At 61.7% G+C, this 1,078-nt stretch carries 1 protein-coding gene; it reads left to right on the top strand.

Going from position 1 to position 1,078, the window contains the following annotated elements:
- Nucleotides 1–185 precede the first annotated feature (185 nt).
- Nucleotides 186–1,078, top strand: an 893-nt coding sequence (locus tag ABIB95_RS47340) for an IS110 family RNA-guided transposase (RefSeq protein WP_354249246.1), incomplete at its 3' end; no start/stop codon positions are given.

Genomic DNA, 1,078 nt, shown 5'->3' with positions numbered 1-1,078 from the left:
CCCCTTGTAAGTCGAAGCGCCGCAGGTCTGCTATTGTAGACGTTGCGGTGACGGACGGGAGCCCGCAAACCCCCAGGTCGTTGCAGGCCGTGGGTGAGAGAGGTGCCCCGTCCGTTAGTCCATTGAACCCGAACAGTCGCCTGGGCCGCAAAGTGCGAAGCCCGATTAGGCAAGGAAGGGTGACCATGGATATCATCGCGGTTGGTATCGACGTATCGAAGGACCGTCTTGACGTTGCAGTTCATCCCGGTGGTGAGGCGTTCGTCGTAGAACGCAACGGTGCGGGGTTGGAGCAGCTGACCGCTCGGCTGAAACAGCTTGCACCCACTATTGTGGCGCTCGAGGCGACGGGCGGCTTCGAGACCATTGCGGCAGCGGCAGTTGGCGGCGCCGGCCTTCCTATCGTCGTTGTCAATCCGGCGCAGGTCCGTGCCTTTGCCAAGGCACTCGGACAACGCGCCAAGACCGATCCGATCGATGCTTCTGTAATCGCTCACTTTGCCGCAGCGACACGGCCCGAACCCCGGCCTTTGCCGGATGAGGCGACACGGTTTTTGTCGGATTTGGTGACGCGCCGGCGTCAAATCGTGGACATGATAGGTGCCGAGCGGCAACGGGAAAAGCGCGCAACTTCGCAGCATTTAAGAAAGAGCATCACACGGCTGATCAAGGCGCTGGAGAAGGAGCTCGTCAGCGTCGATACGGACATCGACGATGCAGTGCGATCTTCGCCGGCCTGGCGCGAAGCAGAGGATTTGCTCGCCTCCGTTCCCGGCGTTGGGCCCATCATTGCCCGGACCTTGATGGCCGAACTGCCAGAGCTCGGCCGCCTGAACCGCAAGCAGATTGCGGCACTGGCCGGCTTGGCGCCCTACACGCGCCAATCCGGCCAATGGCGCGGAAAAAGCTTCATTGGTGGCGGGCGACAAGCGGTGCGAACGGTATTGTTCATGGGAGCAATGACCGCCAGACGTCACAACCCCGTCCTCAAGGCCTTCTTTGAGCGCCTCGTGGCCAATGGAAAGCCGAAGCTCGTTGCCCTGATCGCCGTCGCCCGCAAGCTGCTGACCATCCTCAA

It is taken from the genome of Bradyrhizobium sp. LA2.1 (genome assembly GCF_040547725.1).
Taxonomy (GTDB): domain Bacteria; phylum Pseudomonadota; class Alphaproteobacteria; order Rhizobiales; family Xanthobacteraceae; genus Bradyrhizobium; species Bradyrhizobium barranii.
This window is presented reverse-complemented; position numbering and strand designations above follow the sequence as displayed.